The organism is Microbacterium aurantiacum, assembly GCF_002872075.1.
Lineage (GTDB): Bacteria > Actinomycetota > Actinomycetes > Actinomycetales > Microbacteriaceae > Microbacterium > Microbacterium aurantiacum_A.
This window is the reverse complement of sequence record NZ_PGGU01000025.1, coordinates 95,434-121,251: the sequence shown is the minus strand read 5'-3', so window position 1 is coordinate 121,251 and position 25,818 is coordinate 95,434. Positions and strand designations below refer to the sequence as shown.

Sequence of the window (25,818 nt, the reverse complement as noted above, 5' to 3'; positions counted from 1 at the left end):
GATGGGCACCTCCTCATCCGGAACGGCCGGATCGCGTTTCTACGCTCGCTTCGGCAAGCGGATTCTCGACCTCCTCGGAAGCGCGATCGCCATCATCGTGCTCTCACCCGTCCTGGTCGTCAGCGCGGTCCTGGTCAAGACGACGTCGCGCGGTCCGGTCTTCTTCTTCCAGGAGCGGCCTGGTCTGCGGGGGCGAACTTTCCGCATCATCAAGTTCCGCAGCATGCTGACCTTCGAGGACAGCTACGACGAGCAGGGGAACGAGTTCACCAATGACCAGCGCGTGACGCGGGTCGGAGCGTTGATGCGGCGGACGAGCATCGACGAGCTCCCGCAGCTGTTCAACGTGTTCCTCGGTGACATGTCGCTGGTGGGACCGCGGCCGGCGTTGCCCTACCAGGTCGAGCGCTACGACGCGACGCAGCGGAAGCGAATGGACGTGCGCCCGGGGATGACCGGCCTCGCCCAGGTCAAGGGTCGCAACTCTCTGAGCTGGGAAGAGAAGATCGCCATGGACCTGGCTTACGTCCGCAACGTGAGTCTCGGCCTCGACCTGAAGATCATGGTCAAGACCGTCAACGTCGTCGTGTCGGGCTCGGGCCTTCGCTTCGAGAAGCATGACGAGTTGAGCGCGCACAACGGCGATCTCCGCCGACACATCGGCGAGAAGAAGGATGGCGAATGAAGATCGCCATCGTTTCGCAGTACTTCCCACCGGACAAGCCGGGACGAATCGCAGACGAGCTTTCGCAGGAACTCGCTCGCCGGGGTCATTCGGTGAGGGTGCTGACCGCCTTCCCGCACTATGACACCGGAAGGATTCCCCCCGGGTTCCGGCAGCGGTGGCGGCACGTCGAATCGCGCGGGGCCGTCAGCGTCAGGCGGGTTCCGATCTTCGCAAGCCACTCGCGGAACGCGATCGGCAGAATCGCCAATTACCTGAGCTTCCCGTGGTCCGCCCGTTTCGCCGCATCGTTCGTGAAGGACGCGGACGTCATCTACGTGCACGGCACGCCCGCGACCTCGGCGCACGCCGCGTACGTGTGGTCGAAGAAGTTCCGCATCCCGTACCTGTTCCATGTGCAGGACATCTGGCCGGAGTCCGTGACCGGGTCAGGGTTCCTCCCGGCCCCCGTGGCGAGATTCGCCAACGGCGTCATCACCCGCTGGCTGCGCAAGGTCTACTCCTCGGCATCCGCCGTCGTCGCGATCGCCCCCAGTGCCCAGCAGCTCTTCGTCGAAAGAGGCGCAGCAGCCGACCGCGTCCACCTCGTGTACAACTGGGCCCGGGACACGGAGCGGAGAGCCGCCGCGCCCACCGCAGAGCGCCCCGGATTGACGCTGTTGTATGCGGGCAATCTCGGTGCCCTGCAGGACCTGGAGACTGTTCTGAGGGCAGCGGGACGGGTGAGAGACCTTGAGGATTTCCGGCTCCTGATCGCTGGGGGCGGGGTGCTGGAGGGCCGGCTCAGGGAGCTGGCGGACGAGCTCGACCTCCGGGACACGGTCGAGTTTCTCGGCAAGTTGAGTCCCGAGGATGTCGTCGGCGCGTATGAGCGAGCGGACTTCCAGATCGTGTCCCTCAAGCGGCTGGACATCTTCGAGGGCAACATCCCCTCGAAGTTCCAGGCGGGACTGGCCCACCAGGTCCCGGTCATCACGACCGTGGCGGGAGATGTATCACGGCTGGTCGTCGAGAATGGCCTCGGCTTGGCCGCGAGCCCCGAAGACGTCGAATCGCTCGCCGGTGCGTTTCGCGAGGCGCACGCGACGACCTTCGCCGAGAGGCAGGCCCTCCGCGAGCGCGCACGTGCCTTCTACGATGCGCACCTGACGAAGGAGCGGGCGGTGAGCGCGATCGAGACGATCCTCGCGGCGATCGCGAAGCCTGACGACCGCATATGAAGCACTCAAGAAATCAACGGCGAGCGTGAACGTTTCGCGACCTCACGGAAGAAGAGAAGAATGACGACGTACGCAGGCACGAAGATTCTCGTCACCGGTGGAACCGGTTCGTTCGGTCACACGGTGGCACGCAAACTCCTCGATCGGGACGTTGAAGAGATCCGCGTGTTTAGCCGCGATGAGGCCAAGCAGGACCTCATGCGCCACGAGATCAAGGACAGCCGACTGCGGTTCTACGTCGGCGATGTCCGTGACTACGAGAGCGTGGAGCGCGCCAGTCGCGATGTGGACTTCGTATTCCACGCGGCGGCGCTCAAGCAGGTGCCCTCGTGCGAGTTCTTCCCGATGGAAGCGGTGCGCACGAACGTGACCGGAAGCGAGAACGTCGTTCGCGCCGCAGATCGGAGCGGTGTGAAGTCGCTGGTGTGCCTCAGCACGGACAAGGCCGTGTACCCGGTCAATGCCATGGGCATGTCGAAGGCGCTCATGGAGAAGGTCGCGCAGTCGCACGGACTGAACAATCCGAACGCAGTGACGACGGTCTCCTGCGTGCGGTATGGAAACGTCATGTACTCACGCGGGTCGGTGATTCCGCTGTTCATCCGTCAGCTCAAGGCGGGGAACAACATCACCGTGACGAATCCCGACATGACGCGCTTCATGATGTCGCTGGCGCACTCGGTCGACCTCGTCGAGTTCGCGTTCCAGAACGCGCAGCAGGGCGACCTCTTCGTCCGCAAGGCGAAGGCGTGCTCGATCGGCTCGCTCGCACAGGCGGTGCTCAATCTCTTCCAGTCCAGCGCATCCGTCGAGGTGATCGGTACACGGCATGCGGAGAAGCTCTCAGAGGCACTCGCCACGCGCGAAGAACTCTCCCGCGCTCGCGACATGGGCGACTACTTCCGGGTCGAGGCGGACAAGCGCGACCTCAACTACAGCGTGTACTTCGAAGAAGGAGACGTCGCACAGAACAAGTTCGAGGACTACGACTCCCACACCGTGGCACAGATGTCTGTCGAGGAGGTCGAGCAGCTGCTGCTGACTCTGCCCGAAGTGCGAGACGAACTGCGCCTCGCAGGGATCGCGACGGAAGAGCCCGGGGCATGACGCGATTCGCGGTCTCCGGTGCCGGCGGCTTCCTGGGCTGGCACACGAGAGCAGCGCTTCAGGAGTCCGGGGTGGCCGTGGATGCGGTCGCAGTCGGCGATGGTTTCGACCTGCAGCGCGCGATCGCCGCGGTCGACGGCAGCGCACGTGCCGTGCACATCGCCGGTGTGAATCGCGCGTCGGATGAAGAGGTGATGGCGGGAAACGTCGGGTTCGCCGAACAGTTGGCATCCGCGCTCCGCGTCGCCGACAACCCTCCGCCGGTCGTCGTCTACGCGAACACGACTCAGGTCGGCAACGGATCCGTCTACGGCGACGCGAAGGCACGTGCCGCGGAGGTGCTCGCCGCGGCAGCGGAACATGTGGGCGCCGAGTTCGTGAACGTGCAGCTGCCGAACCTGTTCGGCGAGCATGGCCGTCCCTTCTACAACGCGGTCACAGCGACCTTCAGCCACCTGATTGCGCAAGGCGACACCCCCACGGTCGAGAATGACAAGGAGCTCACGCTGCTCCACGCGCAGAACGCCGTGGATCTGCTCACGGGAGCGGTTTCCCTCGACCGGCAGTCAGAGCTCGAGGTGGCCGAAACCGTGACCGGGCTGCTCGCCCGTTTGCGGGGCTACGCCGCCCTCTATCGCAACGGTGAGATCCCGAACGTCGACAGTGACTTCGATCGGGACCTTTTCAACACCTATCGTTCGTTCACCTTCCCTGAGCAGGCCCCGATCTCGCTGACCCGGCACGCGGACGCACGCGGATCGTTCTTCGAGATCATCCGTTCCCATGGCGGCCCGGGGCAGTCGTCCTTCTCGACGACGGTGCCCGGAGTGACGCGCGGCGACCACTTCCATCGACGCAAGATCGAGCGATTCACCGTGTTGCAGGGAAGTGCTCGCATCTCGTTGCGGCGGCTGTTCTCCGATGAGGTGGTCTCCTTCGACGTTTCCGGCGATGCGCCCGGTGCCGTCGATATGCCCACGATGTGGGCTCACAACATCACGAACGTGGGGAGCGAGACTCTCTACACCTCCTTCTGGACGAATGACATCTTCGATCCCCAGAACCCCGACACGATTGCCGAGGTAGTGTGACATGTCCGACAAGCTCAAGGTGATGACGGTGGTCGGCACCCGACCCGAGATCATCCGACTCTCTGCAACGATCAAGCTGCTGGATGAGCACACCGATCAGGTTCTGGTGCACACCGGTCAGAACTACGACTACGAGCTCAACGAGGTCTTCTTCGAGGATCTCGGTCTGCGGAAGCCGGATCACTTCCTCGAGGCGGACACCTCCTCTCTCGGCGCGGCCCTCGGGTCCATCCTCGCGAAGACCGAGCAGGTGCTCGTGACTGAGCGTCCGGACGCTTTCCTGGTTCTCGGCGACACGAACAGCTGCATCTCCGCGGTCATCGCCAAGCGCATGAAGATTCCGGTGTTCCACATGGAAGCCGGCAACCGGTCCTTCGACGAGAACGTGCCGGAGGAGACGAACCGCCGACTCGTGGATCACGTCGCGGACTACAACCTCGTCTATACGGAGCACGCCCGCCGCAATCTGCTCGCTGAAGGTCTCCACCCGTCCCGGATCCTCCTCACGGGCTCGCCGATGCGTGAAGTGCTCGAACAGAACCGTGAGCAGATCGAGGCGAGTGCCGCCGTCCAGCGGATGGAACTCACGCCGGGCGAGTACTTCCTGGTGAGCCTGCATCGTGAGGAGAACGTTGACAGCCCTGCGCGCCTGCGATCCGCGATCGCGTCCCTTCAGGCACTGCGCAACGAGTATGGAATTCCGATCCTCGTCTCCACCCACCCTCGCACGCGGAAGCGCATCGAAGCCCTGGAGGATGCCGCTGCGACAGAGGGGATCATCTTCCACCCTCCGTTCGGATTCCACGACTACATCAAGTTGCAGATGGACGCGAAGCTGGTGCTCTCCGACAGCGGCACGATCAGCGAGGAATCCAGCATCCTCGGTTTTCCCGCGGTGACGATGCGCGATTTCATCGAGCGCCCCGAGTCTCTGGACGCGGGCGCGATCATCACGACCGGGTTGGTTCCCGAGAACGTGCTTCAAGCTGTGGGAGTGCGTCTGCGGATGGCAGACGACGCGATCTCGATGCCCAACGGGTACGAGATCGCCAATACATCCTGGCGCGCGACTTCGTTCATCCTGTCCTCCGCGCACTCGCACAGGAAGCGGTTGGGTCTTCATTCGTGAAACCCGACCGGTCACGTCGATGAATCTGTGGAGAAGGGGCACCGCGCCGATGGCCGCTGTCCTGCGCGTGCGAGGATGTGCGCGTGACTGAATGGGTCGCCGTGAGCTTCGGTGCGCTGGACATGCGGGGCCACGAGCTGGGCGCGCAGGGGTACGACCTGGTCGCTGTGCCGATTCGTCCTGGAACCCCCCACTTCCTGTTCGGGCACGGAACCGATGTCTGGCTGCGTCTCGTCGCCGGCCCTGTGCAGGACGGTGACCTCACTCCGGAGGAACGCGAGATCGTTCGCGACATGGAGCAGATGGGAATCGCCTCGCGGGACCCGCAGCATCCTGCGCGCATCCGTGAAGTCAACGCTCCCTGGATGAGTTCGATGGTTCACGAACTCGTCTACGCTCTGCTCGGCAACGTCGCGGCCAGAAACGACATCGACCTGATCTTCCTCAAGGGCCCGACCCTGCACGCTCAGGGCTTGAGAAGGCGAGAGCACTCCGGGGACGTCGATTGCTGGGTCGCCCCGGGGAACGACTCTCGGCTGGCGCGCGCGATGGAACCGTGGGGTTGGGTCCCCGCCTTCTCCGCCTTCACGGGAACGCGTGTTCTCCATTCGCTGACCCTGCGGGCAGGGGAGTGGGGATGTGCAGTGGACGTGCACTCGTTCTTCCCGGGGATGGCAGTCGGCAGAACCGCGTCGTTCGCCACGGCGCTGTCCACGTCGGATGTTCGGGCGTTCGCCGGGCAGACGGCTCGTACGCCGTCGATCGAACTCCACGCGATCATCAGCGCTCTCAACGAGATCAGGCCCTTTCGCGGCCAGCATCCGGGTGCAGCGAGTGTCCGCGCTGCGGCACACAGCCTCAGCGTCGCCGGCGAAGCGACGATCGAAATGGCAAAGAGGGTGGGCGCGGAGTTCGCTCTCAAGGACAGCCTTGTCGAAGCGTTCCCGGAGGCCGGGTTGAGTTTCGAGGATGCCGCCGTGCCGGAGGACTGGTCCTGGCGTCTCCAGACCTCGACTCTTGGGGTCTACTATCAGGCGCTCAAGCTCATCCCGTGGCGCGACAGGGTGCGGGTCCTGTCACGGGTGGTCTGGCCGTCGGCAGAGAGCCTCCGTTCTGGGCCGGTCGCGGCAGCGCACCCGGACGCCGGCGTCTGGAAACTGCGTGCGCTCCGTGTGGCCGCAGGCCTTCGACAGCTGAGGAAATTCCGCGACTAGTAGGATCGCAGTCGTGCCATCGACCGCCGATCCCCATGATCGATCTCGCAAGAGCGAAGCAAAGAACATCACGTCATCCGATCGGAGCACAGTGTGAGCATGGCCGCGTTCTGGGGCCGTCTTCGGTCTCGCGGATCGAAGGGTGCGATCACCCTCATCTTCGGCACGGCATTCGGCCAGCTCATCACGCTGGCGATCACGCCGATCCTCGCGCGGATGTATTCCGACACCGATTTCGGATATCTGTCCCTGGTGTTGTCCTCCGCGTCGATCGCCGCACCCGCTGCCGCCCTGCGCCTGGAATCGGCGCTCATGCTTCCGCGGTCGTCGCGCGATGCGACAGCGTTGCTGAGCGCAGGCCTGTGCAGCGCTGTCGTCATCAGTTCGTTCTCCGCCGGGCTCCTCACCCTGCTGTTCTCCTTCGGCCTCCTGGAGAACATGGCGCGCCTGCCGTGGATTTCGCTCTGGGTTGCCGCGATAGTCTTCCTCACTGCGGCGTTCACGCTGCTCAGCCAGTTCGCGCTTCGCGGACATCGGTATGGGCCGGTGGCCAGGCGAAGCATCTACCAGTCCGGGTTGGCGGCGGGTGCACAGTTGGGTCTCGGGCTGATGGGCCCCTCGGCGACGGGTCTCATCGGTGGGTACGCGATCGGGCGGTTGGCCGGAATCGCCCCTCTGACTCTCGCGCTTCGATCCGAGCTGGAGAGATTCACTCGGCGGGACATGCGAAGAGTCGTACGCGAGTATTGGCGTTTTCCCGTTCTGTTCGCGCCTTCCGCGGTTCTGAACTCAGCGGGCTTGGTGCTTCCGATCCTCTTCGTCGGCACGTGGTTCACGGTCGCCGACGCCGGGCAATGGGGGATGGCAGATCGTCTTCTCGCGGCACCGCTGGTCTTGGTGGCGACGAGCATCGGGCAGGTGGCTGAAGCCCACATGTCCGAGACGTACCGCGAGTCGCGGCCGGGACTGGCTCGGTACTACGTGTCGGTCTCGGGAGTCCTCGCGGCGATGTCTGCATTGATGGTCGTGGTCATCGTCTTCCTCGGCCCGTGGATCGTTCCGATCTTCCTGGGAGATGGGTGGGACAAAGCAGTCCACATCATGATCGCTCTGTTGCCGATGCTGGCGACGCGACTCATCGCGAGTCCGATGAGCAAAGTGCTGATCGTGCTGCAGCACGGTGCGTGGAATCTGGTTCTCGACGTAATGAGAGTCGTCATGGTCGTCACCGCGGTCATCGTGGCGATCTCCCTTGACCTCGACGTCGTCGAGGCCGCGTGGTGCACATCCATCACACTGAGCCTGGTCTACGTCGTGACGTGGATCGTGGGATTGCAGCTCGCGAGGCGGTACACGCCGGCGTCGCCGCAGCCGGTCACGGCCTGAGCCGCGCGAAGGACGGTCGAGGCGGCGCCTGCGTGCGTCGGAGCCGACGGTCGCCGGTTACCGACCTGAGAACAGTCCGAAGAGTACCGATCGCAGCTTGAACAGCCACGGGGTCGCAGTGGAAGCGGCGCGCGCGCGACTGATGAAGCTGGTATTCGGTGTCATCAGGACCTTCAGGAGCCTGCCTGCATAGCGGCGCTCATCGAGTTCCTTCATGCCTTCGAGCCGACGTGTCTGCTGCTCGGTGAGCGCCACTGGAGGGCTGTCCAGGATGAGCGTGTACGGAAGAGCCCTGACGTGCATCTGCTCGCGCATGATGGCGAAGGGCTTGTTGCGCGGGTTGGAATTTCCGTCGTGGATGCGGTAGTTAAGGACGACATCGGAGCGCTGCTCGATCTGCTGAGCCAACAGGCGCACATTCTCCGCGAGCCAGACATCCTCGGCGACGAGCTGACCAGGTATCGGAAACACGAGTTCCGCGAGTTCACGGCTCACGATTCCGGTTCCCCCTGAGAAGTTGCCCTTTCCGCTCTTGGGGATGATCAGGCCGTCGTGACGTGGTGATTCAGACATCGTCCGGAGCGCGAAGTAGGCGGCGACCCGAGTCCCGGCAGCACCCGAGAGCGCCTCGGCGCGCAACGCCAACGAGGTCGGCGGAAGGGTGTCGTCACCGCCGAGCAGCACGATCGCATCGCCGGAGCTCTGGGCGTACGCCTTGTTGAATGCGGCGACCTTGCCCAGCTTCGTCGCCGGTCGGATCGACTGGACTCGCCGGTCGCGGGCCGCAAAGGAATCCGCGATGTCCGCGGTGCGGTCGGTCGACCCGTCATCCACGATGATGAGTTCGAAGTCCTCGTGCGTCTGGGTGAGGACACTGTCGATCATCTCTGCCAGGTGATCTTCTTCGTTGTACACCGGGGAGAGAACGGAGATCTTCATATCTGTCAAGCCTTCGTGGTCTGCTCGCCTGAGCGGCGGTGAGGCGAGTCGGTCGTTCTGACAGCGGAGGTCAGGCTCGACTCGGGGTTGTGGGCTGTGCTCGAGCCGGTCTCGGAATCCGCGCCGGCGTCCGCGGAATCCGCGTCGGCGTCCTCGGGGATGGAGATGACGCTGCGCACCGCAGTGAGGAAGCCCAGCGTGAGCATGAAGAAGAAGGTGCGTGCGTTGAGATCGCCGGAGACGTTCACCGAGACCAGCTCACCGACGAACAGTGCGAGTACGACCAGCGCCACGGGATCCTTCCCCGAACGGCGGATGAGGCCGAGCAGCACGGCGAGTACGACGACCACGAAGATCACGCCGACGATGATGCCGAACTCGCCGAAGATCTCGAGAAAGATGTTGTGGGGGTAGAAGAACTGTGCGGGCGCGTGGGCGTGTGCCGCCCAGTTGCCGAAACCGACGCCGCCGGGATACTCCTCGATGACGGGCAGCGTGATTCGCCAGAACATCTCGCGGGCCTGGTCGGAGAAGCCTTCCGACAGGAGCGACTTGAATCGGCTCTCCGCGAAGAACGGGAGTTCTGCCACAGCCCAGTAAGCGAGGCCGCCGGCTCCGCTGATCGCGAGAACCTTCGCGATCCGGCGGCGGCCGGAGAACAGCGCCATGACGATCGCGGCCGCGGCGACGGAGAGAAGAGGGCCGCGTGACCCGGTGGTGATCAGCCCGACGGCCAGGATCAGCACCGAAGGGATCGCCCAGACGAGTCGGATGTGCCGCTGCCACATCATCCAGATGATGGCGATGATGGCGAAGGAGATCGCCCTGCCGAGCCAGATCGGGTTGGAGTCGAAGGTCTCGGCGCGGCCGCCCTGGAATCCGGCGATCGACAGCGCGGACAGGATCAACGCCGCGCACAGCCAAGCGCGTGTAAACGTGAGGAGCGCGGCCTTGTCGCGGATCAGGCAGGCCGCAACGGCCGAGATGAGGGTCGCGGTGATCCACTTCTCGAACTTGTCCTGCCCGTAGAGCGATGTCGGCGCGACGACCCATGCATGCACCGCGATGATCGCGAAGAGCGGCACGACGAAGAGGACCACGGGATGGAATCGTGGGAGCCAGCGGATCAACTCGTAGACGACCACGGGGGCCGCGAGCACGGTGCTGATCAGGGCGATGCCGATGCCCCCGACGGTCGGGAACAGATTGCCGACGAGCATCCCGACGAGAATGAGTGATCGCGTGACCCGTCCGAACTTGGACAGCGGGACCACGGGAGAGAACTTCACGAGGTCGATCCTACTTGCAGGCCGCGATGGCCGCCCTGCTATCGCAGCGCATCGGCGAACACGTCAGCGATCTTCTCGCTGTAGGTCGGAGTGATGTGGAGACCGTCCCGGTAGAGCCAGGTCCCGGCGCGGTAGGTCTCGCACCAGCCTGACTCGCATACCTGACCGGTGAGGTCGATCTCCTCGGCCCCGGAGCTGGCGATGCCGCGCTGATCGCCCCGTACGATCGCCGCCATGCCTTCCTGCATGTCGGGCGTCGACACCCGAGCAGAGCACAGCGATGGGTCCGTGAACAGGTCCGCATTCTGGCACTGCACCGGGTGCCACCATGCACGGGATGTCCCTGCGAAATGCGGCATCGTGGGAACGACGAACACTTCGTGACCCGCCATCTCAAGTTCGGCGACCCGCGCGGCCATGGCGTCGCCCCATTGTGCTGCTTTCGAGCTCGAGTCGTTCAGGAGTTCCTGTCCAGTCCGGAAAACGATCCCGTCGTCCATGATCATCTCGCCGGCAGCCGCCATGACGACGGTCCCAGCTGGTTGCTGAGCGAGCCACCTCCCGCCTTCCTCCGCGTACAGGCTGCATTCCGCACCCTTATTGGGGTCGTTCCTATCGACCCGTCCGACATCGAAGAAAGGGCACCCGCCCCACGTTGCAATCGTCAGAGGCCGATCGAGCGTCTCCGACGCCGATATCAACGCCTCCGTGAACTGCTGGGCGTTGGAGTCGCCGACCAGGTAAATGGGCTCTCCTTCGCCCTCCCACGTGCACGGACCCAGATCGCGCTGGGAAACGGGCGTGGTCGAGAGGCACTGGTTGTACCCGATGGGCCGCTCGAGCAGTTGATCCGCGGCCGCCTCCACGTTGGCGTTACCCCAATTCGACTGCGCACCGACCAACATCGAGCCGGCGGCCAGAAGCGCGACGCCGACCGCAACGGCCGGCATCCTCAGCGTGCGCCAGGTCCAGGACTTGGCCCTCCCACGGAACGGAGTCTCTACGTAGCGGTACGTGAGGTAGGCGGCTATATAGGTCAGGATGAGTGCGCCGATCACGGCGACGACGCTGTCCGGCCAGAGCCGTCGCGCGAAGACGAGCAATGGCCAGTGCCACAGGTACAGCGAGTACGACAGATCGCCGATATGCGCGAGCGGCCGCCACGCGAGGACGCGGGAGCCGCGATTGGGGGTCAGCCCGCCGAAGATGACGAGCGCGGCGCCGAGAACGGGGATGATCGCGACGAGCCCGGGGAACGGCACAGAGTTGTCGATGAAGATCGCGCTGAGCAGGACGAGGGCGAGTCCAGTCCATGTCGCGAGTGCATGGCCCTTGAGTGACGTGAGCCACACGGCACCACAGGCGATCAGTGCTCCTGCGGCGAACTCCCACGCGCGGGTCGGCATCATGTAGAACGCGAAGATCGAGGGGCTCTTGATGATCGGCAGAACCGCGGAGTACGACGCGACGAGCGAAAGCGCGAACGACACGACAGTGACGATGGTCAATACCACCGCGGCCGCGCGCGCGCGATGCCTGGCCACCTTCCGTACCAGGAGCAACACCAGCGGGAAGAAGAGGTAGAACTGCTCTTCGACTCCCAACGACCACGTGTGCAAGTAGGGATTGGACTGCGTGTGCTCACTGAAGTAGTCCGACGAGATGGCGTAGAGCGCGGTGTTGCTGACGCCGACGGCCGCGGCGCCTCCCGTCACGGCGGCCTGCTGCTGTGTCCCCAGCGGCGAAAGGAGCAGCATTCCGACGACCGCGGTGAAGACGATGACCACCACGGCGGCGGGTATGAGACGGTAGCCACGGCGGATGAAGAAGCGGCCCAAGCGGACGCGACCTTGAGCCCGGACTTCGCGGAGGAGCATCGCTGTGATGACGAAACCGGAGATGACGAAGAAGACGTCGACGCCGATGAACCCGCCGCGCAGCCCGAAGTGGGCATGATCGATGATCACGAGCGCGACTGCTACCGCGCGCGGCCCTGGATATCCCCGCGAAATCGAGGTGACGGAGCTCCGGACACCGCCACATCCTACCGATCAGGCGCGGTGCTAGTGACCCGAATGTTGGCGCGCGGGACCGCGGTCGGTAAGCAGCAGCCGATTCGAGGGTTCCCGTTCCGATACTGATCGGCGGCTCGGGCCTGTCGGACCGACTTCGTAAACCGAATCGCGAGAGGTGGGGAGCGCCGACGTCGCATCGTGGCTCCAATAGACTCGATATCATGCGTATCGCCGTCGTGGCCCTCGGAAAGATCGGCCTGCCACTTGCCGTCCAGTTCGCCGACTCGGGTCATGAGGTGATCGGCGTCGATGTGAATCAGAGGGCGGTCGACATCATCAATCAGGGAATTGAGCCGTTCCCCGGCGAGGCGCAGTTGCAGGAGAAGCTCTCCGAGCTCGTGCCGGCGGGCCGCTTGCGCGCGACCACGGAGTACGCCGATGCGATTCCTGGAGCGGATGCCGTCGTGATCGTGGTTCCGCTCTTCGTCGACGACGAGACGTGGGAACCTGACTTCGCGTGGATGGACGCCGCGACCAGGTCGCTCGCTGAACACCTCACGCCGGGCACACTGGTGTCATACGAGACCACTCTTCCGGTCGGGACCACTCGCGATCGCTGGAAGCCCATGCTCGAAGAAGGATCGAAGCTGAAGGAAGGCGTCGACTTCCACCTCGTGTTCTCCCCGGAGCGCGTCCTCACCGGACGCGTGTTCGCCGACCTCCGCAAGTACCCGAAGCTCGTCGGCGGACTCTCCGAGGAGGGCGCTCGCCGCGCACGGGAGTTCTATGAAGCAGTGCTGCAGTTCGATGAGCGCCCTGACCTCGCTCGCCCGAATGGCGTCTGGGACCTCGGCTCGGCGGAAGCAGCTGAGATGGCGAAGCTCGCCGAGACGACCTATCGCGACGTGAACATCGGCCTGGCGAATCAGTTCGCGCTGTTCGCCGCAGACAACGGCGTCGACGTCTATCAGGTGATCGAGGCCTGCAATTCTCAGCCGTACAGCCACATCCACCGCCCGGGCATCGCTGTCGGCGGGCACTGCATCCCGGTCTACCCCCGTCTGTACCTGTCGACCGACAAGGACGCCGACATCGTCCGGACCGCGCGTCTCCTCAACGCCTCCATGCCCGAGCGACTCGTGGCCCAAGCCGAGGGCGTTCTCAGCTCGCTGAACGGACTGCGCGCGGTGGTCCTCGGCGCCGCGTACCGCGGCGGTGTCAAAGAGACGGCATTCTCGGGGGTCTTCCCCACTGTCGACGCGCTCAAGTCGCGGGGCGCTCAGGTCTTCGTGCACGACCCGCTGTACAGCGACGAGGAGCTCATCCGACTCGGATTCGAGCCCTACGAAATCGGCGCCGACATCGACCTCGCGATCCTGCAGACCGACCATGCCGACTATCGCCGGATACGCCCGGCAGATCTGCCTGGCGTGAAGCTCCTCGTCGATGGCCGCGCCGCGACGGACGCGGCGCTGTGGGTTGGAACTCCGCGCATCGTCATCGGCACTCCGGGGGTTCTCGCGTGAGCTTCACGGATGTGCGGATCGTGGACTCCGCTGATGTCTCGCCGGAGGCGGTGATCGGCGCCGGCAGTTCGATCTGGCACCTGGCGCAGGTGCGTGAGGGCGCTCAGCTCGGTGTGAATTGCATCGTCGGGCGTGGTGCGTATGTCGGCACGGGTGTCGTCATGGGTGACAACTGCAAGGTGCAGAACTACGCGCTGGTCTACGAGCCGGCGAAGCTCGCCGATGGCGTGTTCATCGGTCCGGCCGTGGTGTTGACGAATGACACGTATCCGCGTGCGATCAACGCTGACGGCTCGTTGAAGAGCGCCCATGATTGGGAGCCCGTCGGGGTGACGATCGAGCGTGGTGCGTCGATCGGTGCGAGGGCGACGTGCGTGGCCCCGGTCACGATCGGTGCGTGGGCGACGGTGGCGGCTGGTGCGGTCGTGGTGAAGGATGTGCCCGCGTATGCGCTGGTCGCGGGTGTCCCGGCGCGACGCATCGGATGGGTCGGCGAGGCCGGTGTGCCTCTCACGGCCGGTGGGAGCGAAGGTGTGTGGGTGTGCCCGGTGTCGGGTGCCCTGTATTCAGAGATCGATGGATCATTGACCAAGGAGATCGTGTGAGCGAGTTCATTCCCCCGGCGAAGCCCATCATCGGTGATGAGGAGCGGGAGGCCGTCGATCGAGTGATGCGCAGCGGCATGATCGCTCAGGGTCCCGAGGTGGCGACGTTCGAGGAGGAGTTCTCCGCGCACTTCGTGCCGGGTCGGCCCTCCGTTGCGGTGAACTCCGGCACCGCAGGCTTGCACCTGGGGTTGCTTGCTGCTGGTGTGGGTGCGGGCGATGAGGTCATCGTGCCGTCGTTCACTTTCGCGGCGACGGGCAACTCGGTGGCGTTGACCGGGGGGACGCCGGTGTTCGTCGATATCGAGCCGGATACGTTCACTCTGGATCCTGCGGCGGTGGCCGCCGCGATCACCCCGAACACGAAGGGCATCCTCCCGGTGCACCTGTATGGGCACCCGGCGCGGATGCGGGAGCTCGAGGCGCTGGCTGCGGAGCGCGGTGTCGCTCTGTACGAGGATGCGGCCCAGGCGCATGGGGCGTCATTGGACGGGCGTCCGGTGGGCTCATTCGGTGAGTTCGCGATGTTCAGCCTGTATCCGACGAAGAACATGACCAGTGGTGAAGGCGGGATGGTCACCACGGCGACCGCGGAGATCGCGCGTCGGGTCAAGCTGCTGCGCAATCAGGGTATGGAGCGTCAGTACGAGAACGAGGTCATCGGGTTCAACGCTCGGATGACGGACATCCACGCGGCGATCGGCCGCGTCCAGCTCACCAAGGTCGACGCGTGGACGAAGACCCGGCAGGACAATGCGGCGTTCCTGGACGCGAACTTGCAGGGTGTCGTGGTGCCGCCGGTGGCCGCCGGTGCGGTGCATGTCTACCACCAGTACACGATCCGGGTTCCCGAGGATCGGGACGGGTTCGTAGCAGCGCTGAAGAGCGAGTACCAGGTCGGTGCGGGCGTGTATTACCCGATCCCGAATCACCGGTTGCCGTCGCTGGCGCATTTCGCGCCGGGCCTGGACCTGCCGGAGACGGAGCGTGCGGCGCGTGAGGTCGTGTCCCTGCCCGTGCACCCCTCGTTGACGCAACAGGATCTGGAACGCATCGTGACCGCGGTGAACGCGCTCGCCGGGGCGGGCGCCTGATGGTCGCTCTGCGGGCCGGGCTCCTCGGCGTCGGAATGATGGGCCGCCACCACGCCCGTGTGCTGCGTGAGGTCGACGGTGTCGATCTTGTCGCGATCGCCGACCCCGGCGGAGACCCTCACGGCGTCGCCGGCGACCTCGCCGTCTTGCCTGATATCGACGCGCTCATCGATGCGGGTATCGATATCGCCGTCGTCGCCGTCCCGACCAGGTTCCATGAAGATGCCGCGTTGAAGCTGGCCGCTGCCGGCGTGCACACGCTCGTCGAGAAACCCATCGCGGACAGCATCGACGCGGGACAGCGGATGGTGGACGCATTCGCGGCCGCCGGACTGGTCGGAGCCGTCGGACACATCGAGCGCTTCAACCCCGCACTGCAGGAGATGCGCCGCCGGATCGAGGCGGGCGAGCTGGGGGGCGTCTATCAGGTGGTCACCCGCAGGCAGGGGCCGTTCCCTTCGCGGATCGCCGACGTCGGGGTCGCGAAGGATCTCGCATCGCATGACGTCGACCTCACGGCATGGGTCGTGCAATCCGACTACGAGGTCGTGTTCGCGCAGACGGCGTTCAAGAGCGGTCGTGAGCATGAAGACATGATCACCATCACCGGGCGCACCGCGTCGGGCGTGATCGTGAACAACATCGTGAACTGGCTCAGCCCGATGAAGGAGCGGCTCACGGTCGTCACCGGCGAAAAGGGCGCGTTCGTCGCCGACACGTCCACGGGCGACCTGACGTTCTACGCCAACGGGACGATTCCGCTGGAGTGGGAATCCGTCTCCAGCTTCCGCGGAGTGTCAGAGGGCGACGTCACCCGGTACGCCTTCGCGAAGCGCGAGCCGCTGAAGGCCGAGCACGAAGCGTTCCGTGACACCGTTCTCGGCAAGCAGACGGACCTCGTCACCATGGAGCAGGGGCAGCGAACCCTGATCGTCGTCGAGGCGGCGCTCGACTCGGCCCGCACCGGAACCTCCCAGACGTTGCTTCCGACGGCGTAGATCAGCGAGCTCTCAGCTCAACCCCGCCCGGAGCACCCGGGCCACTTCGTCCAGCGCAGGCGCGAGTTGCGATGCCGACAGGTCGTACGTCTTCTGCGAACGACGATAGGGGTCGATCACGTCGTCGTCTTCGGAGGGTCCGGCCGGCGTCATCCCGCGCTGGGCGCCGACGGCGCTGACGACAGCGCGCAGCCGTTCTCGCGGCGAGGCCCCGGCGGCGTTCGCCGCTGCGCGCGCCTGATCGGACGTGAGCGTCGAGGCCAGACGGGCGAATTCGCGGAGCGTGAACACCCGCCGAAGGATGCCGGGCGACAACTGAACGGCGTGCGTGCGGTGCTCTCTCGCCATCGCGAGCACGAGGTCGGACTCGCCCAGCAGCGGCTCGACGAGGAAGCGCGCGCGGTGAGCGGCAGCCTCCACTGGAACGGCGCCGAGACCGATGGCGAGCTCCTGCGCGGGATCCGTCATCCCGTGATCGACCAGGGCATGCGTGCCGGCGCTGTGCACCCGCACGCCGAGTTCGCTCAGGCGGGCGCGAAGGAGCACCTCAGCCATCGGTGAGCGGCAGATGTTCCCGGTGCACACCATCAGGATGGTGGGAGCCTCAGCGGGCTCCACAGGGACCGCAGGAGCGGGAGCCGCCGCCGGAACCACCACCGCCGGCACGCCGGTGATGATGGAGGTCTCCTCTTGAGCGGATGAGCTGAGTGCGTCGAGGAGCTCCCGCCGCTGACGGCGACTCAGCTCGATATGGGGATTCTGCGAACCGGGTTCACTCATTCCTCCAGCGTAGAGCGACTCCGGTTGTGAAGACGTGCAACCGGCATGACGGCGTAGCATCCGAACACTCAGCGAGCCGAACTCGAGTGCGGGACCCTTCGACGGCACTGAGACCCAGCGAGGCGATCCGATGTCACGTTGCCCCGACGAATGCGCGGATGGAGTCGGCGAAGCGTTCCTCCCGGAACCGCGCGGTCACCGCCGCCGCGTCGAATGGCACCATCCCGAGCGCGGTCTCGATGGCGACCGCCAGGTCGGCGACATCGGCTGATGCGGCGATCACGCCGCTGACACCGGGCTCGATCGCCTCGACCTGCCCGCCGACGGGGCCGGTGACGACCCGAGCTCCGGCGGCCTGCGCTTCCACGACGACGATGCCGAAGTCCTCGACCGGCGGGAAGACGAACACCCCGGCCCGTTGCATCAGGGCGTAGAGCATCGCGTCGGAGGGCGATTCCACGATCCGAACCGGGACACGCGCTGTTGCGGCCAATGTGCGAAGGTGAGCTCCCTCCGGGCCCCGGCCGGCGATGACGGCGGGCCGCCCGGCCTTCTCGGCCGCCCGGATGACGAGATCGAGTCGCTTGTAGGGGATGAACCGCGATGCGCCGAGCACGTACGACTCGGGCAGGTCGTCGAGCACACGCCGCTCGCTGTCGTCGGTCACGGCGTTGCGCCAGTCGGCGGTGGCGCGGACGCGGTCCACGGCGACGGGCGGGTGGATGACGACGGCGTCCCGTTCCCACGCTGTCGCGATCCGGTCGCGAACGAACGCGCTGTTCGCGGCGATCGCCGTCGCTTCCTGCGCGCGACGACGGTCGAGCCGTCGGAACATCGGCGACACCGCCCTCACCACAGCCCTGTCGCCGCGCTGATCCAGCTCGGGATTCCAGATGTACCGAGCCGGGGTGTGCGCGTAGACGAACTTCGGAACGTCGTGACCGGACAGACGTGCGTGGTGAGCGAAGAGATGCGAGCTGACCAGCATCCAGTCGTAGTCCTCACGAGCGCGGAGCCGCCGCCAGACCGCGGTGGTGAAGGGCAGGGCGAGTGCCTTGTGTCGTCGCAGTGGAGTGCGGGCGAGCCAGGTCTCGAAGACGCGGCGGTCGGCGAATCGTCGGGGTGCGTCGTCCCACAGGCACTGGATGTCTGCGCCGGGGAACGCCCGCGCCATCGCCTCGAGCACCTGCTCGGCTCCACCGGATGCTTCGATCCACTCATGGACGAGAAGGCCCGTCACTACGGTCGACCCATGCCGAAGTAGGTCCATCCGGCGGCACGCCAGGCGGCGGCATCCAGGCAGTTGCGGCCGTCGACGATCACGTGTCCTCGCGTCAATGAGGCCGCATGCTGCGGAGTCATCCGGCGCCGGTACTCGTCCCATTCCGTGACGACGAGCACCGCATCCGCTCCGCGCAGCGTCTCATCGCGGTCGGCTTCATAGGTGAGCTGCGGGTGCAGCCGCCGGGCGTTCGCGATCGCCTGCGGGTCCGTGATGACGACATCGGCTCCGAGGCCGTTCAGCCTCACCGCTGCGTCGAGTGCAGGTGAGTCGCGGACGTCGTCGCTGTGCGGCTTGAACGCCGCCCCGAGCACGGCGACCTTCTTGCCGAACACGACGCCGCCCAGAGCTTCCACGACGAGCTCCACTGCGCGGTCGCGGCGTCTCATGTTGATGGCGTCGACCTCGCGGAGGAAGGCGACCGACTCGCGCCGCCCGAGCTCTTCCGCGCGCGCCGCGAAAGCGCGGATGTCCTTGGGGAGGCATCCGCCGCCGAAGCCGATCCCGGCACCGAGGAACCGCTTGCCGATCCGGTCGTCGTGTCCGAGCGCCTCGGCGAGCTGCGTCACGTCGGCACCGGTGACCTCGGCGATCTCGGCCATGGCGTTGATGAACGAGATCTTCGTCGCGAGGAACGCGTTCGCGGCGACCTTGACGAGCTCAGCCGTCGCGTAGTCGGTGACGAGGAACGGCGTGCCCTTCGCGACCGCGGGGTGGAAGACTTCGCGCAGCACCTGGGCAGCGCGTTCGCCCGCGGGCGTCGCCGCTATCCCGACCACGAGGCGATCAGGATCGATCGTGTCCTGCACGGCCCAGCCCTCGCGGAGGAACTCCGGATTCCAGACCAGCGTGGCACCGGTCGCCTCGACCCGTGGCGCCAGTTCGATCGCCGTGCCCACAGGGACGGTGGACTTGCCGGCGACGACGTCGCCCTCGTGCAGGTAGGGGAGGAGGGCATCGAAGGCGGCGTTCACATGGCTGAGATCGGCGGCGTGCCCGCCCTGCTGCTGCGGCGTTCCGACCCCGATGAAGTGAACCGCGGCGCCTTCGGCAGCGGCGATGTCCGACGTGAACGACAGACGGCCGGAGGCGATGCCCTCGGCGAGGATGTCCTGGAGTCCTGGCTCGAAGAACGGCGCCTCGCCGCGGGACAGCGCTTCGATCTTGCGCGGGTCGATGTCGATTCCGATCACCTCGTGACCGATCGACGTCATGGCCGCAGCGTGCACGGCTCCCAGGTAACCGCAGCCGATGACCGACAATCGCACGATACGTTCCTCTCCCGAAGGGGGCGTCGACACCTCATCATCGCGCATTCCGTGACGGTGATAGGTGAACTGCACGCGAATCTCTAGGCTGGAGATGCCCTGGGTCACGACCGGCGACCGGGCTTGGTCACCTCCACATGTTGGGAACGGATATGAGCACCGGCAATCTGACCGGCACCAGGAGCGAAGGCCGATCGGCATCGCGCTCACGACGACGGATGCTGATCCCTGACGTTCTGCGCGGGGTCGCCATCCTCGCGATGCTGATCTCCCACGCGGGCCCCTTCGTGCCGGACCTGCCGAGGGTGCTGCTGTACATGCAGGGGACCATCAATGACGTCGCCTCGCCCCTGTTCGCCCTCGTCATGGGAATTTCGGCGCAGCTGGTCTGGAACCGCCGCGCCGGGATCCGGCGCACACTCCTGCAGCAGAGCTGGCGCGGAGTGATCCTCGTCGCGTTGGGGATCTGGACGGCGACGTGGGGTTCGTGGGTGGCGATCGTACTGCAGGCGCTCGGACTGCTGCTGGTCCTCGGCGTGCCGCTGCTGCTCCTGGGGACGCGGACCCTGATCGTGGTCGCCGCTGCGATCGCGCTGCTGAGTCAGCCGCTGGTGGCGCTGGCGCGCGGTGCGCTCTGGGTCTACACGCAACCGCTCATCGTGCAGGAGATCGCGAACGGTCTGGCGCTCGGCCGTTCCTACCGGCTGATCAACCTGCTCCCTTTCTTCCTGCTGGGTGCGCTGCTGCTGCGCCACGGCTTCCGGCGTGACCGAGTGCTCTGGACGATGGCAGCGGTCGCGCCCGTCGCCTTCCTCGGTCCCCTGGTCATGGAGAAGTTCTTCACAGTAAAGGCCCAGTCGGGCGACTATCTCGACACGCTGCATGATGTCGGTCTGGTCTTCGCGGTGTATGTCGTCGTCGTGCTGATGGCGACGGCCCGCAACAGCGTCTTCGCGAGGGCGCTGGGCCCCATCGGAGCCTGGGGGCAGGTCGCTCTGAGCCTGTACGTCCTGCACGTCGGTCTCATCGCGATCTGGGCTCGCGTGAACGGATTCCCCGACGAGAACGTGCTGCTGGGGTGGATCGTCATCGTTCCCGGCATGGCGCTTCTCGGCTGGGCCTGGGCGCGCTTCGTCGGGACCGGACCCATCGAGTGGGTACTGGGGTTGGTCACCGGGCGCCCGAAGCGCTGGCGACGCCACTAGCCGGCCGCGGTCGCCGCCTGTGCGTTGACGATTCCGCGCACGAGTGCATCGATCTCGTCTTCTCGATGAGCGGTCGGTGATGCGACGAAGCGGTGACTCAGGCCGCCGAGCAGCAGGGCCGAGGGGATGCCCTCGACGCCGAGAGCTCGTTTGGCTGCTCGCGCCCCGAAGTAGGCGAAGGGCAGCACCTCCGGAATGCGGTCGGCGATGACGTCGGGGCGCGAAGAGGTCGCGACCCGCAGTAGCACCGACGAGCCGATCGCCTGCTGCCACTCGGGAAGCCGGCGCGCGACGGAGACGCATTTCCCGCATTCCGCGGAGAGGAAGACGAGCAGCACGGGGGATCCGCCGCCGAGCGCGTGCAGGGGGATCGTGACGCCTTCGGGGCTCACGAGTTCGGCGTCCGGAATCGGATCGCCTTCCGAAGACACTGAGGCCCCAGGGGATTCCGGTGTCGCATCAGTGCCGGCGCGACGGGCGCGGAGCAGAGCGGCCGTGAGGACGGCGACGGCGAGCAGGGCCCAGGCGAGGCCGCAGAGCAGAACCAGCTCCCGTTCGGACCGGAAGAGCTCGACGACGAACGACCCGTGCGGCAGAGCGGTGACCGCGATGGCGCCCGAGGCGGCCATCAGCACGATGTTGCGGGCGGCCGTCCATCCCGTGACGCGGTCATCGACCGACAGCGGCCCGAAGCATCCGCAATCCACCTCATCACCGCGGCGCAGCACCTTGACGATGAACACGGTGAAGATCGCGAAGGTGCCCAGGGCGAGCGCCGCGGCCGCTGCGCGATACCAGCCGGGGGCCAGGAGCAGGGCGAGGCCGAGCCCGATCTCCCATACGGGAACCGCGGCGGCGATCCACCGGCGCCGGGCGAACTCGGGAACTCCGAGGTCCGCCATGCTGTCGAGGGTGCGGGCGGTGCGACGGGTCTTCGCGGTGCCGGAAAGCAGGAGCACGAACGCGACGAACCCCGTCGAGAACATCAGAATGAACTCGACGGGGTTCGTGGGCATAACCCTCAGATTAGCGTCAGATCAAAGGTCGCAGGTCTGAACGGCGAGCGAGCCCGAGACGAACGGGATGCCGAGCGAGCCCAGGTCGATCGCGGCGGCAAGCAGGCTGCCGGTCGTCGCGCTGTTGTCGCCTGCGTTGGCGTCGGTCTGGACCTGGGTCAGCGTGAAGCTGCTCAGCGCGCCGACGTTGACGACAGCGCGGTAGACGTCGACGGTGAAGGTGCTGCCCTGGGGGATCGCGTTGGTGAGCGTGATCAGGAAGCCCTCGGAGGTGCTGACGACGCCAGCAACGCCGGCGCCGATGACGTCGCCGAGGCCGTCGACGGTCAGCAGCGCGTTCGGGTCGGTGAGCAGGTACTGGGTACCGGCCGGGATGTCGCCGGTCGTCGCGGTGACGATGAACTCGCGAGTCGCGTTCGGCTCGAGGCCGAGGACACCGAGCGCGGTCTGCACGACGCCGACGAGGCCCGCTCCGACGATTCCGGTCAGCACCGAGATGTCGTAGTCGCCGCTGCAGTCAGCGGTGACGGTTGCGTTCCAGGTCGGGACGACGGATGCCGAGGCGAGCGGGGTGGCTGCGGCGACCGCGATGACGGGCAGCGACCAGGCCGCGCCCTTCACGAGGGTACGACGCGAAACGCCCTTGGGCGCGAAGGTGTTCTCTTCAGACATGGGATCTCCGGTGGTCGTTCCGCTGGGGAAGCGGAAGGGTAAGGGAACCGCACAAGCGGTTTCTCTGAGACTGGCGGAACTCTGTACGTTATGGCTGATGGGTGTCGCATCTCGATCGAACGATGTCCGAAATTGATCGAACCGACGGTCTCTGGGCTGCGAGGGGCCGCAGTGCCATACTGAGACCACGCTTGAGGGGGCGCAATGGGGATGAAGGAATGCACGCGCGACGCGTGACCGGCCAGCCCTCTCGCCTGCGCGATTGGTGGGCCGGCGTCTGGCGCTGGGTGCTGTTCGCCTGCGGAGTCGCCGCCGGCGGATATCTGCTGCTCGACCGAGGGATCGCCAACGGCGTGGTCACGGCGGCAGCGATCGGCGTCTTTCTCATCGGGGCGGTGCTCACGGCATCGCAGCCGATGGCGATCGCGCTGATGGCGACACCCGCGCTGTTCATCGTCGAGCGCATCGGAATCGGACCCGGCGACCTGACCGTGTCTGATGCCGCGCTCGCCGCGGCGTTCGGCACCGCGGTGTTCCTCGGCGACCGCGACCTCAGCCCGCCACTGAAGGCACTGCTGCAGCTGAACCTGATCTATCAGTTCACCACGGTGTTCACCGTCATCATCAACCCTTTCGCGCAGAACGCGATCGAATGGTTCCACGCCTGGCTCCTCGTATCGGGAGCCCTCCTCAGCGGCTGGGCGATCGGGCGCGCGGGCAAAGCCCGCACCGCTCTGATTCTCATCTATGCCGTTTCGACGCTCATCGCGCTCGGCACCCTCGCCACCGCGCTCATGCTGGTCGCCGCCGAGGACTTCGGAGCCGTGTACCCGCAGTGGCCGTGGCCCATGCACAAGAACTTCGCGGGATGCGCGCTCGCGTTCGCCGCCTTCGTCGCGTACATCAACCCGGACTGGGCGCAGATCCCCCAGCGGTGGGCGCGCGCCGCGATGATCCTGTTCCTCCTGGCGCTCGCCCTCACCCAGTCCCGGCAGGCGATGATCGGATTCCTCGTGGCGCTCCTCGTCCACGTGTTCCGTCAGGGAGCGGCCCGGCACTGGATCCTCATCACCCTGATCGCCGTTCCCAGCGCTTTCCTCATCGTGCAGAGCGTCATCGAGCAGGTGGATTCGCAGAACCGCTTCAACTCCGTGTACCAGCGGGTCGAATGGATCCAGGAGGTGTACGCGCTCTGGAAGCACTCGCCGTTCGTCGGCCATGGACTGCGCTACTGGTACGTGCATCCGACGGCGAACTTCCAGCCGCCGCAGGCCGAACTCGAAGTCGTGGCCTCCGCCGGCCTCGTCGGCCTTCTGGGGTTCGTCGTCATGTGGATCGGGATCATCGCGGTGCTCTGGCGTGTCGACATCCGGTTCGGGATGCTGGCTCTGGGATCCGTGCTCGCCCGCATCGTGCAGGCGCAGTTCGACCTGTTCTGGGTCTCGGCACAGGTGTCGATCCCGTTCCTCATCGCCGGAATCTGCCTGGGCGCGCAGGCTCTCGCGGTCAGCCGGGGAGAGACCGAGGGCTTCTGGAACGACCGGCGGCGGAGGACTGGCCGGGTCGCGCCGAGGCGCGGGGGAAGGCGCGTGCCGGCGGCGCTCGGCCCCCGTCTCGCAGACGTCACAAGATCGCACCGCCCGCCGGCCGGGTCCGCGCGTAAGATCAGTCGAAACACTGGGGGTGTGCATGCAGATCCGTGATTATCTCCTGGCACTGAGGCGTCATACGATCGCGATCGCCCTGCTGGTGCTCGTGGGGCTCGGTGCGGGCTACGGCTGGGCATCCATCCAGACCCCCGTGTACGAAGCGCAGGCCAGCGGCTTCCTCAAATCGAAGGCGACCGACCAGCAGGGAGTCGCCCTCGCTCCGAGCGCGAGCGACACCTTCGCCAAGGCGAAGGTGCCGACCTATCAGGACATGGCCTACTGGACGAGCGTCGCCGAGTTCGCGGCGAACGAGATCGGGACCGACGTCGCTCCGGAGGACCTCGTGCGACGCATCACCGTCGAGAACCCACTGAACACGCCGATCCTGAAGATCACCGCCCAGGGCTCGACGCCCGAAGCCGCGCGGGATCTCGCATCAGCCTGGGTGCTCGGCCTCACCGCCACGATCGATGAGAACGAGGGAGACGGAACGCCGGGTTCGGCGCCCGTCGGCATCGTGCTCGGCGAATCGGCATCTCTCCCCGCTTCCCCGAGCTTCCCCGACACCAGGACGGCGCTCCTCGTCGGCGGCGTCCTCGGATTCGGCGCCGGCATTGCCTTCGCCCTGCTGCGTGCTCTGTCCGATCGCCGTGTGCGCCCCGGCGACGACGTCGAACAGCGACTCGGCGTCTCGGTGCTCGGCAGCATCCCGATGGTCGGGAAGAAGGATCCGGAGCAGCGCCTCCTCGATCTCTCCGACACGGCCAAGAAGAAGGGCGGCTTCGCGGTATCCGAATCGCTGCGCACCCTGCGCACGAACCTGCAGTTCATGGATGTCGACCATCCGCCGCGCTGCATCGTCGTCACCAGCGCGATGCCGGGGGAGGGCAAGTCCACCGTCGCCGCGAACCTCGCGACGATGCTCGCGGCGAACGGCGAGCACGTGGCACTGGTCGACGGCGACCTCCGGCGCCCGACGGTGGCCACGACCATGGGGCTCATTCCCGGGGCGGGTCTCACCGACGTCCTCGCCGGCCGCGCCGATCTGATCGAGGTGCTGCAGCGCACGCCGCGCGTTCCGGGTCTCGTCGTTCTCGGGGCCGGCACGATCCCGCCGAATCCGAGTGAGCTGCTCGGGTCCGAGCGGATGCGGTCGCTGCTGAACGAACTCGCCGAGCACGCCACGGTGATCATCGATGCGCCACCGCTGCTGCCCGTCACCGACGGCGCCATCCTCACCCATCAGGCCGATGGCGCCATCATCGTCGTCACCGTGGGCAGCAGCACCTACGACCTGGTCGACAAGGCGGTCGAGGCCCTCGAGAAGGTGCGGGGTCGGGTGCTCGGCGTGGTGCTCAACCGGGTGCCGCTGACCGGCGCTGGCTCGGCGAACTACGCGTACGACTACCACCAGCGCGAGCCCGAAACAGTACCCGTCAAACCGAAGACCCCGACGAAGCCCCGACGCGTGCGGACGGCCGCCCGGCCCGGCGGCGGCGTCGTGCGAACGGGACAGAAGCCCAGACCTCGGCCCGCTGCCCCGACCTCGGCGGAGAATGCGGACTTCGACGAGGACGCCGCTCTGGACCAGCTCTTCGACGAAGCTGCCATCGAGACGTCGGTGCCGAAACGGCGACCCAGCGGTTGA

General features: G+C 66.2%; 22 protein-coding genes. 14 read left to right on the top strand and 8 right to left on the bottom strand.

Going from position 1 to position 25,818, the window contains the following annotated elements; translation table 11 throughout:
* Position 1 precedes the first annotated feature (1 nt).
* The 7 genes from CUR96_RS16270 (at position 2) to CUR96_RS16240 (ending at position 7,832) form a co-directional block, all read left to right on the top strand.
* Complete coding sequence (locus tag CUR96_RS16270) at positions 2-685, top strand: sugar transferase (RefSeq protein WP_102194374.1); 684 nt, start codon at positions 2-4, stop codon at positions 683-685.
* A complete protein-coding gene (locus CUR96_RS16265; RefSeq protein ID WP_102194373.1) occupies positions 682-1,905 on the top strand; it encodes a glycosyltransferase family 4 protein in 1,224 nt (407 codons plus the stop codon). Before CUR96_RS16270 ends, CUR96_RS16265 begins: the two co-directional genes overlap by 4 nt.
* A 60-nt stretch (positions 1,906-1,965) precedes the next feature.
* The gene (locus CUR96_RS16260) at positions 1,966-3,012 is read left to right on the top strand and encodes a polysaccharide biosynthesis protein (RefSeq protein WP_102194372.1); all 1,047 of its coding nucleotides are present in this window, start codon (positions 1,966-1,968) and stop codon (positions 3,010-3,012) included.
* On the top strand, positions 3,009-4,103 hold the full coding sequence (locus CUR96_RS16255) for an NAD-dependent epimerase/dehydratase family protein (protein ID WP_102194371.1): 1,095 nt from the start codon (positions 3,009-3,011) through the stop codon (positions 4,101-4,103). Before CUR96_RS16260 ends, CUR96_RS16255 begins: the two co-directional genes overlap by 4 nt.
* A gap of 1 nt (position 4,104) precedes the next feature.
* Positions 4,105-5,232 (top strand): non-hydrolyzing UDP-N-acetylglucosamine 2-epimerase, encoded by a 1,128-nt coding sequence (wecB, locus tag CUR96_RS16250; RefSeq protein ID WP_102194370.1) that lies wholly within the window; start codon positions 4,105-4,107, stop codon positions 5,230-5,232.
* An 83-nt stretch (positions 5,233-5,315) separates the two neighbouring features.
* The gene (locus tag CUR96_RS16245; protein WP_102194369.1) at positions 5,316-6,446 is read left to right on the top strand and encodes a hypothetical protein; all 1,131 of its coding nucleotides are present in this window, start codon (positions 5,316-5,318) and stop codon (positions 6,444-6,446) included.
* Between the two features lie 99 nt (positions 6,447-6,545).
* Positions 6,546-7,832 carry an oligosaccharide flippase family protein gene (locus CUR96_RS16240; protein ID WP_102194368.1) on the top strand — a complete coding sequence of 429 codons (1,287 nt, stop codon included), beginning with the start codon at positions 6,546-6,548 and terminating at the stop codon, positions 7,830-7,832.
* Between the two features lie 57 nt (positions 7,833-7,889).
* Here the strand turns inward: CUR96_RS16240 and CUR96_RS16235 are convergent, their stop codons facing one another.
* The 3 genes from CUR96_RS16235 to CUR96_RS16225 are packed head-to-tail and all read right to left on the bottom strand — an operon-like array spanning position 7,890 to position 12,072.
* The gene (locus CUR96_RS16235) at positions 7,890-8,771 is read right to left on the bottom strand and encodes a glycosyltransferase family 2 protein (RefSeq protein WP_102194367.1); all 882 of its coding nucleotides are present in this window, start codon (positions 8,769-8,771) and stop codon (positions 7,890-7,892) included.
* Between the two features lie 5 nt (positions 8,772-8,776).
* Complete coding sequence (locus tag CUR96_RS16230) at positions 8,777-10,060, bottom strand: O-antigen ligase family protein (protein WP_102194366.1); 1,284 nt, start codon at positions 10,058-10,060, stop codon at positions 8,777-8,779.
* A 38-nt stretch (positions 10,061-10,098) separates the two neighbouring features.
* Entirely contained in the window at positions 10,099-12,072 is a 1,974-nt protein-coding gene (locus CUR96_RS16225; protein ID WP_102194365.1) for an acyltransferase family protein, read from the bottom strand.
* Between the two features lie 224 nt (positions 12,073-12,296).
* Between CUR96_RS16225 and CUR96_RS16220 the strand changes: the two genes are divergently transcribed.
* Genes CUR96_RS16220 through CUR96_RS16205 form a run of 4 tightly spaced genes read left to right on the top strand, consistent with a single transcriptional unit; the run spans position 12,297 to position 16,298 of the window.
* Positions 12,297-13,601, top strand: a complete 1,305-nt coding sequence (locus tag CUR96_RS16220) for a nucleotide sugar dehydrogenase (protein WP_102194364.1) — start codon at positions 12,297-12,299, stop codon at positions 13,599-13,601.
* Complete coding sequence (locus CUR96_RS16215; protein WP_245861390.1) at positions 13,598-14,206, top strand: acyltransferase; 609 nt, start codon at positions 13,598-13,600, stop codon at positions 14,204-14,206. The genes CUR96_RS16220 and CUR96_RS16215 overlap by 4 nt, the downstream gene beginning before the upstream one ends.
* Positions 14,203-15,300: a DegT/DnrJ/EryC1/StrS family aminotransferase gene (locus CUR96_RS16210; protein ID WP_102194363.1), complete on the top strand. Its 1,098-nt coding sequence runs from the start codon at positions 14,203-14,205 to the stop codon at positions 15,298-15,300. The genes CUR96_RS16215 and CUR96_RS16210 overlap by 4 nt, the downstream gene beginning before the upstream one ends.
* A complete protein-coding gene (locus CUR96_RS16205; RefSeq protein WP_102194362.1) occupies positions 15,300-16,298 on the top strand; it encodes a Gfo/Idh/MocA family protein in 999 nt (332 codons plus the stop codon). The genes CUR96_RS16210 and CUR96_RS16205 overlap by 1 nt, the downstream gene beginning before the upstream one ends.
* Positions 16,299-16,310: 12 nt before the next feature.
* Here CUR96_RS16205 and CUR96_RS16200 read toward each other — a convergent pair whose 3' ends face one another.
* The 3 genes from CUR96_RS16200 to CUR96_RS16190 all read right to left on the bottom strand — a co-directional run bounded on the left by CUR96_RS16200 (position 16,311) and on the right by CUR96_RS16190 (position 19,628).
* On the bottom strand, positions 16,311-17,078 hold the full coding sequence (locus CUR96_RS16200; protein ID WP_281255070.1) for a low molecular weight phosphatase family protein: 768 nt from the start codon (positions 17,076-17,078) through the stop codon (positions 16,311-16,313).
* A 133-nt stretch (positions 17,079-17,211) separates the two neighbouring features.
* On the bottom strand, positions 17,212-18,318 hold the full coding sequence (locus CUR96_RS16195) for a glycosyltransferase (RefSeq protein ID WP_180969078.1): 1,107 nt from the start codon (positions 18,316-18,318) through the stop codon (positions 17,212-17,214).
* Positions 18,318-19,628 carry a UDP-glucose dehydrogenase family protein gene (locus CUR96_RS16190; protein ID WP_102194479.1) on the bottom strand — a complete coding sequence of 437 codons (1,311 nt, stop codon included), beginning with the start codon at positions 19,626-19,628 and terminating at the stop codon, positions 18,318-18,320. Before CUR96_RS16190 ends, CUR96_RS16195 begins: the two co-directional genes overlap by 1 nt.
* A 152-nt stretch (positions 19,629-19,780) precedes the next feature.
* Between CUR96_RS16190 and CUR96_RS16185 the strand changes: the two genes are divergently transcribed.
* Positions 19,781-20,833, top strand: coding sequence for a heparan-alpha-glucosaminide N-acetyltransferase domain-containing protein (locus CUR96_RS16185; RefSeq protein ID WP_180969077.1), 1,053 nt, complete (start codon positions 19,781-19,783; stop codon positions 20,831-20,833).
* On the opposite strand, the gene CUR96_RS16180 is transcribed toward CUR96_RS16185, so the two are convergent.
* Together CUR96_RS16180 and CUR96_RS16175 are read right to left on the bottom strand one after the other, a co-directional pair.
* Complete coding sequence (locus CUR96_RS16180) at positions 20,830-21,849, bottom strand: TlpA family protein disulfide reductase (protein ID WP_102194359.1); 1,020 nt, start codon at positions 21,847-21,849, stop codon at positions 20,830-20,832. The genes CUR96_RS16185 and CUR96_RS16180 overlap by 4 nt on opposite strands.
* A 21-nt stretch (positions 21,850-21,870) precedes the next feature.
* Entirely contained in the window at positions 21,871-22,521 is a 651-nt protein-coding gene (locus CUR96_RS16175; RefSeq protein ID WP_102194358.1) for a hypothetical protein, read from the bottom strand.
* A gap of 218 nt (positions 22,522-22,739) precedes the next feature.
* On the opposite strand from CUR96_RS16175, the gene CUR96_RS16170 reads away from it, so the two are divergent.
* Together CUR96_RS16170 and CUR96_RS16165 are read left to right on the top strand one after the other, a co-directional pair.
* Positions 22,740-24,224 carry an O-antigen ligase family protein gene (locus CUR96_RS16170; RefSeq protein WP_180969076.1) on the top strand — a complete coding sequence of 495 codons (1,485 nt, stop codon included), beginning with the start codon at positions 22,740-22,742 and terminating at the stop codon, positions 24,222-24,224.
* A complete protein-coding gene (locus CUR96_RS16165; protein ID WP_146008169.1) occupies positions 24,211-25,818 on the top strand; it encodes a polysaccharide biosynthesis tyrosine autokinase in 1,608 nt (535 codons plus the stop codon). Before CUR96_RS16170 ends, CUR96_RS16165 begins: the two co-directional genes overlap by 14 nt.